The sequence below is a fragment of the Sneathiella sp. genome, from assembly GCF_029233945.1.
GTDB lineage: Bacteria > Pseudomonadota > Alphaproteobacteria > Sneathiellales > Sneathiellaceae > Sneathiella.
Map to the genome: position 1 here is coordinate 35,068 of NZ_JARGOQ010000031.1, position 9,710 is coordinate 44,777.

General features: G+C 57.0%; 7 protein-coding genes and 1 pseudogene. 3 read left to right on the forward strand and 5 right to left on the reverse strand.

The window, feature by feature from the left end; all coding sequences use genetic code 11:
* From P1U71_RS11330 to P1U71_RS11350, 5 genes are all read right to left on the reverse strand, one after another.
* Positions 1-768 carry a hypothetical protein gene (locus P1U71_RS11330; protein ID WP_301105723.1) on the reverse strand — a complete coding sequence of 256 codons (768 nt, stop codon included), beginning with the start codon at positions 766-768 and terminating at the stop codon, positions 1-3.
* Between the two features lie 164 nt (positions 769-932).
* Positions 933-3,041 carry an ABC transporter ATP-binding protein gene (locus P1U71_RS11335; RefSeq protein ID WP_301105724.1) on the reverse strand — a complete coding sequence of 703 codons (2,109 nt, stop codon included), beginning with the start codon at positions 3,039-3,041 and terminating at the stop codon, positions 933-935.
* A 250-nt stretch (positions 3,042-3,291) separates the two neighbouring features.
* Positions 3,292-4,176: an ABC transporter permease gene (locus P1U71_RS11340; protein ID WP_301105725.1), complete on the reverse strand. Its 885-nt coding sequence runs from the start codon at positions 4,174-4,176 to the stop codon at positions 3,292-3,294.
* A 14-nt stretch (positions 4,177-4,190) separates the two neighbouring features.
* Positions 4,191-5,123, reverse strand: a complete 933-nt coding sequence (locus P1U71_RS11345) for an ABC transporter permease (protein ID WP_301105726.1) — start codon at positions 5,121-5,123, stop codon at positions 4,191-4,193.
* Between the two features lie 81 nt (positions 5,124-5,204).
* Positions 5,205-6,881, reverse strand: a complete 1,677-nt coding sequence (locus P1U71_RS11350) for an ABC transporter substrate-binding protein (protein WP_301105727.1) — start codon at positions 6,879-6,881, stop codon at positions 5,205-5,207.
* Between the two features lie 699 nt (positions 6,882-7,580).
* On the opposite strand from P1U71_RS11350, the gene P1U71_RS11355 reads away from it, so the two are divergent.
* The 3 genes and pseudogenes from P1U71_RS11355 to P1U71_RS11365 all read left to right on the forward strand — a co-directional run.
* Complete coding sequence (locus P1U71_RS11355) at positions 7,581-8,726, forward strand: acyl-CoA dehydrogenase family protein (RefSeq protein WP_367281179.1); 1,146 nt, start codon at positions 7,581-7,583, stop codon at positions 8,724-8,726.
* A gap of 115 nt (positions 8,727-8,841) precedes the next feature.
* On the forward strand, positions 8,842-9,342 hold the full coding sequence (locus P1U71_RS11360) for a MarR family transcriptional regulator (protein WP_301105729.1): 501 nt from the start codon (positions 8,842-8,844) through the stop codon (positions 9,340-9,342).
* Positions 9,335-9,710 (forward strand): annotated as a pseudogene (locus P1U71_RS11365) (GNAT family N-acetyltransferase); the annotation flags it as partial. The gene P1U71_RS11360 and the pseudogene P1U71_RS11365, both read left to right, overlap by 8 nt.

Here is a 9,710-nt window from a genome sequence, read left to right on the forward strand (position 1 = left end):
TCAGAGGCAGCGGTTCAGGATGGCTCCGGTGGTATCGGCGGTAAACTCGCCGAGGCGGTTCATGGTACCGATCTTCTGCAGACGATCAGCAGAGATCATGGCCACCATATCAACAGAACCGCTTTTCAGGACCAGGCCGTAGCGCTGGCCGGTCTGCCAGACGGAGGTCAACGGTGATGGGTCTCCCTCCACGCTGTGCGAAAGATCCCGCTCGCCGAGGACAACTTTATCCCCGTCTGTATTGCAAGCCGTGCTCCAGGGCCCGCGAAGGCGCAGGGGCACGCTATCGAAGTTCCAGACCTTGTCGTACGGGACCTTGATAACCTCGGTGAAACGTGCACGTAAATTGACGGGCTTGACAATGGGGGCGATCGGGGTCGGTCGATTGATTTCGGCCAGCTCCGGTCCCTTCCCATCGTCCGCCATCGACGACATGGGCGCCACAATACTATAGGCAAAGAGGAAGATGGCGAGCATCGCCCCGCCAAGGGCCATGCTGCCAACCGCAAATTTCGAATTTTTATAGGCGCGGGTATCGCGAAAGCGCACCCGTTCGGCCACCTCTATACAATGATAGATGTTGCGATCCTTTTCGCGGGAGAAATAGCCGCCGAGGATGCGCACGCGCTGACCGCCCCATTCCGCGATGAGCTGGCGGGCGATGTCCTGCGCCGGTTTTTCCGCCTCATAGCGGCCGAAGCTGCGCCATTTGGTGTCGAACAGCGTTTGCACGACAAATTGCGAGTAATTATTTGTATCCGTTGACATTTTTATCCTTCAGACCCGCTCAGAAAATGGACTGAGCCTGAAGATTAGGCAATCAGGATAAAGAAACCGTTAATTTCCGCCTATTTTTCGGCGGTTTTGAGCAGAAAAAAAGGCGCCCGATGGGGTGCCTTTTTTGTCGTGGCTGGAGAATTTGTTGGCCCGGCTCAGGCGATCTTTTCCTCGCTATGGGTGACGATCACCGGCTCCATGGCGTTCAGCACGTCATCCTCCAGATGGCAGAGGATATTATGACCGCTGGAAAGCTCCTTCACCGGCGGCATTTCCGTCTCGCAGATACTGCCGATTTTACGCGGGCAGCGGGTCTGGAACGGGCAGCCGGGCGGCGGGTTCACCGCGGAGGGAATATCGCCCTTCAGGATGATCTGTTTCTGCTCGACCGAGGTATCGGCGATCGGCACGGCGGAGAGAAGCGCCTCCGTATAGGGATGATAGGGCGGCGAGAAAACCTCGTCTGTCGTCCCCTGCTCCACGATATGGCCAAGATACATAACCACAACACGATCAGAGAGATAGCGGACAACGCTCAGGTCATGGCTGATGAACAGCAGCGTTGAGCGGAGATCGTTCTGGATTTCGGTCAGCAGCCCCGTCACCGCCGCCTGGACCGACACATCAAGCGCCGAGACAGGCTCATCCGCGACCACCACCGCCGGGTTCCCGGCAAAGGCGCGGGCGATGCCGATGCGCTGTTTCTGCCCGCCCGAAAGCTGGCGCGGCCGACGATGGGCAAAATCGCGCGGAAGTTTTACAAGATCAAGCAGGTCATTGACCTTCTCGCGGACCTTGTTCGGGTCCTTCTCAACCCCGAATTTCCGGATCACACGGGCGATCTGGCTACCCACGGAATGGGAGGGGTTGAGGGTGTCGAACGGGTTCTGGAACACCATCTGCAAATGCCCGACCGTGCGCGCCTTGCGCTTTTGCACGGAGACATGGGCGAGATCCTCCCCATTCAGGATAACCGCGCCGTCCGTCGCCTCCTCCAGCCCCATCAGGACCTTCGCGAAGGTGGACTTGCCGCAGCCGGACTCGCCGACGATGGCGACCGTTTCCGCCTCGCGCGCGTTGAAGTTGATATCCTCATTCGCCTTCACGGTCTTCACGGCGTCGCCGCGGATCATGGCAAGGACAGAGCTGGACCGGAGCTCGTAATATTTCTTCATATTCCGGACTTCCAGCACGACCTTGCCGGATTTCACGGATTTCACCGTCACGGCCTCATGATCGCCCTCGGCCCAGTCAATTTCCTCAAACCGGGCGCAGCGGACCGTATGCCCCTCTTCCCCGGGAACGGCGCGCATGGGGATCTTCTCCTGATCGCAGGTGCCCGCCTTGAAGAAGGCGCAGCGCGGCCCGAAGAAGCAGCCTTGCGGGCGCTGATGCGGGAGCGGCAGTTGCCCCGGAATGGGCACCAGCGGCCGTTCGTTCTTGTCCGCGCCGGGCAGCGGGATGGAGGCGAACAGCCCGCTCGTATAGGGGTGGCACATCTCGTCAAAGACTTCATTGACCGTGCCGTCCTCGACCGCCTCGCCGGAATACATGACCGTCACCCGGTCGCAGGTATCCAAAATCAGCCCGAGGTTATGGGAGATATAGATCATGGCGGTGCCGAACTCGGCGGAGATTTCCTTCACCAGCTCGACAATGCCCCGCTCCACCGTCACGTCAAGCGCAGTGGTGGGCTCGTCGAGCAGCAGCAGATCGGGTTTCGAGAGGAGCGCCATGGCAATCACCACGCGCTGCTGCTGGCCGCCGGAAATCTGGTGCGGATAGGCGTCCATGATCCGCTTCGGATCGGGCAGCTTCACCGCCTCCAGCAGTTCAAGGGCGCGGGCCTTGGCCTCCGTCACCGTGACATCCTCATGAAAGAGCGGCACTTCGGCCAGCTGGTCCCCGATCTTCATGGAGGGGTTGAGGGACGCCATCGGCTCCTGATAGATCATGGCGATCTTGGAACCGCGCAGGGCCCGCAGTTCTTCCTCCGACATGGTGCGCATATCGCGGCCATGGAAGAAGATTTCCCCGCTCTTGATATAACCGTTGGAGCCGAGATACTGCATGATCGCAAGCGCAACCGTGGACTTGCCGCAGCCGGATTCCCCGACGATGCCGACGCCCTGCCCCGGCATCACTTTCATGTTGAAGTCGATCACCGCCGGGATTTCCCCGCCGCGCGTATCGTAGGAGATGCAAAGATTGCGGCATTCCAGAATAGGTGTCTGTTCTTCCATAATTTTAGGGTCAGGACTCATTAATTTGCTCCATTCTGCGCATCGCCTTTGGTTGCTGGCCAGGCACGGCTTCGCAGGAAACCCGGCGGGTTTTCAAGAAGGCGTAACGCCGCCAGCGGCCATAGGCGACGCGCCCGAAGGGTTTGAAGAGGAGGCGAAATCTGCCACGGAAACCGTCCTTGAATATGTGCAGACATGTCCTGCGTCCGGTTACCTTGCATCTTTCACCTCCTCTTCAAACAGAATTGCAGTAAATTAATGGGTCCTGACCCTAATCCTTCATCGATATTTCGCGCAGGCCATCGGCCAGCAGGTTGAACCCGAGGACCAGCGACGAGATTGCCGCGGCCGGGACAACGGCCATATGTCCTGCGAAACTGCCGAGGGGCTGGGTTTCGGCGATCATCTTGCCCCAGTCCGGATCTGGTGGCGGCAGACCGAGCCCGAGATAGCCGAGCATGGCGATGGTGATCGTCGTATAACCAAGCCGCAGGCAGGCATCAACGATAAGCGGCCCGCGCGCGTTGGGGAGCAGCTCGACCAGCATGATATACATGGCGCTCTCGCCCCGGGTCTGGGCGGCGAAGATATAGTCCCGCGTTCGAAGATCGAGCACGAGGCCACGCACGATACGCATGATGCCGGGCGCCGAGGCGAAGGTCACCGCGAGCACGATGTTAAAGCCCGTCGCGCCGAGATAGGTAATGATGATGATGTAAAGCACGATCACCGGGAACGACAGCAGGACGTTGGAGATAAAGGAAATCACCTCATCCCACCAGCCACCGAGATAGCCCGCGACAACGCCCATCAGCATGCCGACGATATAGGCGACCGCCGTTGCCGTCGTCGCCCAGATCAGCACCTGCTGCGCGCCGAAGATGACGCGCGAGAGGATATCCCGGCCCTTGTGATCGGTGCCGAGCCAGTAAAGCCCGCCGTCTCTTGCGTCTGACAGCGGCATTTTGAAGGGTTCCAACGGCGCGTTCGGATCATAGAGCGGGAGGATCGGCGCGAGGATCGCGAGGATCACCCAGAACAGGATCAGCGACAGGCCGAAAATCGCGATCGGGCTTTCCCGAAGCAATCCGAGCGATTTAAATATCTTGGCGATCGCCGAGGGCGACGTATCGTTTGATTGAATTTCTGCGGTCATATCAACGCCCTCCCTTATGTGAACCGAATGCGCGGATTAAGCAGCGTATAGCCGATATCCGAGATGAATTGTGAGAACACGGCGACGAACACCGCGACCAGGGTACAAGCCTCGATCACGAAGATATCGCCGAACAAAGCGGCATCGAGAAGCAATTTCCCGAAGCCCTTATAGGCAAAGAAAACCTCCACCACGATCACGCCCGAGAGCAGCCAGTTAAGCTGCAATATGATCACCGTGAAGGGCGCGATCAGCGCGTTACGGAGCGCATGTTTCATGATGACGCGTCGGTAAGGTATCCCCTTCAACACCGCCGTCCGGATGTAATGGGACGTCATAACCTCCGCCATGGAGGCGCGGGTCATGCGCGTGGTATAGCCAAAGCCATACATCACCAGCACAAAGACAGGCAAGAATATCTCCGCCCAGCTGAAGCCGCTGGTCATCGCCGAGGTGCCGGGCAGCCAGCCCAGCCAGAAGACGAAGATGGCGGAAAAGAAGGTGGCGCTCGCGAATTCCGGCACCGAGGTGGTGAGGACCGATCCGACCGAGACCACCCGGTCCTGTATCGATCCCTCCTTCATGCCCGCGATCACGCCCAATGTTAAGGAGAGCGGGATCATGAAGAGCATATAGAGCCCCGCAAGAATGGCGGTATTCCCGAGCCGGGGCCAGAGCACGTCGGCGACCGGGGATTTATACTGGATGGAATAACCGAAATCACCGGTCAGGGCATTGCCGACCCAACTGACATAGCGTTCCAGAAAAGGTTCGTTATAGCCATTGTTTTCAAGCCACAACTCCCGCTGTTCATTGCTGGAATAGGGCCCGAGGACCTTTCCGGCGACGGCCAGCTTGTCGGATTCGAAAATGGCAAAAAGCGTAAAGGAGACGATGACCATAATCAGGGCCATTGAGAGAAATCGACGGAATGCCAGTATCAGCATGTTATTGCTCCCCCCGGGGCAAAATGGCGCTAAAAACAGATAAGGGCGATATCATATCGCCCTTATCGTCATTTCCAGATTTTAGCTGTCGATCCAGACCTTATAGAACTGGTGGTACTGGGTCGGATGCGCCTCTACATCCATGACCTTCTCGCTGGCCAGGAAGAATTTCGGCTGCCAGATCGGCTGGATGATAATGGCATCATCCTGGAGGATTTTCTCGACTTCCTCCATGGCGGCTTTACGTTTTTCCGCATCAACCAGGGATTCCGCCTTGTCGAGTGCTTTTTCGAAATCGGGATTGTTGTACCCGGTTTCATTCCACGGAACGCCGTTACGATAGGCCAGGCTGAGCACCATGGTGCCGAGCGGACGATGGGTCCAGGCCGTGATGCCGAACGGCGTCGTTGCCCAGATTTCCCAGTATTTGGAAGCGGGCATCAGGTTGAGGTTGAGGGTAATCCCCGCTTCTGCCGCCTGGTCCTTCATGATTTCGCAAACCTGCTGCTGCCACGGGCCGTTGGTGTTACCCACATCGATGGTCAACTCGATCCCGTCCGGATATCCCGCTTCAGCGAGCAGGAGCTTGGCTTTGTCGATATCCCGCTCCTGCCGGTTCAGCGCGTAATATTCCGGATGGATCGGGGAAACATGGTGATGCTCACCGACATCCCCGCGTCCCTGATAGACAAGCTCGTTATATTTTTCCGCATCGACGCAGGCCATCAGGGCCTGACGCACCCGCTTGTCGTCAAACGGCTTCTGCGTGATATTCATGCGCATCACGCCGGTTTGCGCGGTCCGTGCCTCCAGGATCTTCATGCCCGGAATGGACTGCGCCATGCCGAGGGAGGCGATATCGAACTCATAGTTCATATCCACCTGACCGGAGGCAACGGCAGCCAGCTGCGCGGCGGAACCCGCGCCATGGTCAAAGTAATGAATCTCGTCGAGATAGACTTCCCCGCCCCAGTAAGGCTGGTCAACCCGTTTCAGGATCGCTTTTTCACCAACCGCGAAATCAACGAGGGTGAACGGGCCCGTGCCGTTCGGCTGCTCGACAAGATTGCCCTTGAAATCGCGATGAACGATCATCGTCGGATAGTTGTAAAGATTCTCCGGGATGGAGAGAACCGGTGTGTTCAGGTTCAGCCGGATCGTATAGTCATCGACTTTTTCGAGCGCGCCTTCGGTCATGACCTTCTTGGCATCGTCCCCCTCGCCGACGCTGGTCAGCATGGAATCGAACAGGCCGACATTGGACGAGCCGGTCGCCGGGTCGAGCCAGCGGGTGAAGTTGAACATCACGTCATCGGCGTTGAAGTCATCGCCATTGTGCCATTTAATGCCCTCGCGGAGCTTAAATGTCCATGTCTTGAGGTCGTCGGAGGCAGACCAGCTTTCCGCAAGATACGGGCGGGTCACATTGTCGGCGCCGGTAATCACAAGATATTCGCACATCTGGCGGGCGACGTTGGATGGCGGCGTCCAGCTGTAGACGGCCGGGTCGTTCATTTCCTGAACTTCCATGGAGACCTTCAGGATGCCGCCCTTCTTGGGCTCGGCGGCTTTCGCCTCAATCGTGGGGTCCGCCATGCCGACGATGGAATAGGCGGCAGCGGCCGACAGACCGAGCAAGGTTGAGGTTCTCAGGAACTCCCGGCGGTCCATCTTGCCGCTGCGGTATTGTTCCGTAACGTCTTCGATCATGGGATGGATGCGCCCTGGCGCTTCATGATCCATCTTTTTCACTGACATATTAGATAACTCCCTATCCAATTAAATTTTCGATTTGCGGTTACTTGATTAATCTTGATTTAATAATATGACTGTCACATTTTTTTGACGGCCTTTTTGTTCATTTTGCGACCATAATTTTCCTGTTCAACGCAAATTATGCCGCAATTTCAACCATTTTCCTCTCAGTTGATGCACAGCATAGTGAAACGGAGTGCGGCTCGTCAATGGAGATAGCAAAAAATATTATTTGATTACATAAATGTGATAAAAAAATGAAAAATCAGACTACTAGAAGTAATTATTCATATAAAAACAGCATACTTATAATTATTTACTTTACTAAAAATTCTCTGCCTTAAATATTTTTTGTTGACAAGTTTACCTTAAAGCAACGTTCGGGTTTTTATATAAATTATATCTATTCTATATTTCATTTCCACTTTGATGTTACGCAATATTAAGACGGCCCGCCCTGAAAATCCACCCCTCGGCGACAACCCGTTCCACCCTTCCACGTTTGGTAAAGGATAAGAACCGGCAGGGGAAAGTCAAATGCAGCGACAGGAAATAGTCGCCTCGCGCCTCATGAACATAATAAAACCGGCACAGAAATAGGTCCATTTTCCCCCATGGCCGAGGCAAGGCAACAGCATGAATTTACATTGCGTGAACAGGGCTGTATAACGAGGTGAACAAAAACAATAACAAGATGGAACCATCATGCAGCGCGAACTTTTCAGTGAAGAACATGAACTTTTCCGGGCCTCCGCCCGCCGCTTTGTCGAGGAGCGGATTGTCCCCTTCCATGCCCAGTGGGAAAAAGATGGCCAGGTGAGCCGCGACGTCTGGCGCGAAGCGGGCGAAGGCGGCTTTCTCTGTTGCTCGGTGCCGGAGGAATATGGCGGCGTGGGCGGCGACTTTCTGTTCGGCGCGATCTTTCTGGAAGAACTCGCGCGCGCCGGGACCAGCGGCCCCTCTTTCCATCTGCATTCGGAGATTGTCGCGCCCTACATCACCGCCTACGGCACGGAAGAGCAGAAAAAGCACTGGCTGCCCAAGCTGGTGAAGGGCGAGGCCATCGCCGCCGTCGCCATGAGCGAGCCCGGCGCCGGATCGGACTTGCAGAATATCCGCACCACCGCCCTCGCCGATGGTGATGATTATGTGATGAACGGCCAGAAGGTCTTTATCAGTAATGGCCAGCTCGCCGACCTGATTGTCGTCGCCTGCAAGACCGATCCGTCTGCGGGCGGCAAGGGCGTTTCCCTCGTGCTGGTGGAGGGCGACCGGGAAGGATTTTCGCGCGGCCGCAATCTGGAGAAAGCCGGATATAAGGCGCAGGACACCTCGGAGCTGTTCTTTAATGACGTGCGGGTGCCGAAATCCAACCTGCTCGGTGAGGAAGGGCGGGGCTTCAAGCAGCTCATGCAGCAGCTCCCGCAGGAACGGCTGGTTATCGCCGTACGCTCCGCCACCAGTATCGAGACCGCGCTCGACTGGACTGTCGAATACACAAAGGAGCGCAAGGCCTTCGGCCAGAGCATCGCTGAGTTCCAGAATACCCGCTTCAAGCTTGCGGAGATCAAGTCGAAAGCCGTTATGATGCGTGCCTTCGTTGATCGCTGCATCGCCGCGCATCTTAAAGGAGAGCTCGATTCCGTCACCGCCGCCATGGCCAAGATGCAATCGACGGAAGTTCTCTGGCAGGTTCTCGATGACTGCGTGCAGCTTCACGGCGGCTATGGCTATATGTGGGAATATCCCATCTGCCGCGCCTGGGCCGATAATCGCATGGCCCGCATTGCCGGCGGCACCACCGAGATCATGAAGGAAATCATCAGCCGCGACCTTCTGGCGGACTAGGCTCCTACCGGTCCTGACCGGCGGGGCCTCGGCCTCGCTCTTTCCCGCATAATCTGATTGATTATACATAACTAGTTATATATCTTGTTATGATATTAATTAAACGGGAAATGCGATGGTTGAAGATTTTGTCCGCCGGAAGGGATATCTCACCCTCGGCACGCGCCTTAAACGCATCGGCGATCGCCTGCAGGCGGATGTGCAACAGTTGATCGACGCCGAGGGAGTCGCCGTGCAGACGGGGCAATACCCCCTCCTCGCCGCCATTGACGAGCAAGGCCCCATGACCGTGGGCGATCTCGCCGAGGCGCTTGGCGTCAGCCAGCCCGGTATCACCCGCAGCGTTGGGCAGCTTGCAAAGCAGGGCGTCGTGACGGTGGCCCGCGGCCCCAAGGATCAGCGCACCAAGGTCGTCACCCTCACCCGGCAGGGGCAGGATATAGTGGACCAGGGCAAGCGCGATCTCTGGCCATTGATCGATGAAAGCCTCGCGGCCATTTGCGAAAAGGAGCGCGGCAATATCCTCGACCAGCTCGATCGCCTTGAACGCGCTCTGCAGGAAAATTCCCTGTTCCAGCGGATAAAACAAAATGAAAAGGCGAATATCGATGGCTGAACATATCCTCAACCGGCCGATCTGGAACTCCCTGAACACCCGCCATGCCCCCTTTGCCGTGGGAGAAGACGGCGCCCGCCGCTTCCGGGAGAATGTGAGTATCTTTGCCGGTCTCAAGGATGAAAGCGCGGAGAGTCTTTCCGCCCTCGCCCGGCTGATGCCGAAGCAGGGCAATCTTTTCCTGATCCAGGTTGCGCCGATTGCGCTGCCGGACGGAATTCGCGTCGCCATCGCCGGAGAGGGATATCAGATGATCCTTGAAAATCTGAATGGCCCGAAAACGAAAGTCCCCCAAATCGAACGGCTGACCGAGGCGGATGCGGAGGATATGTTCGCCCTCGCCACACTCACCAAGCCGGGGCCTTATC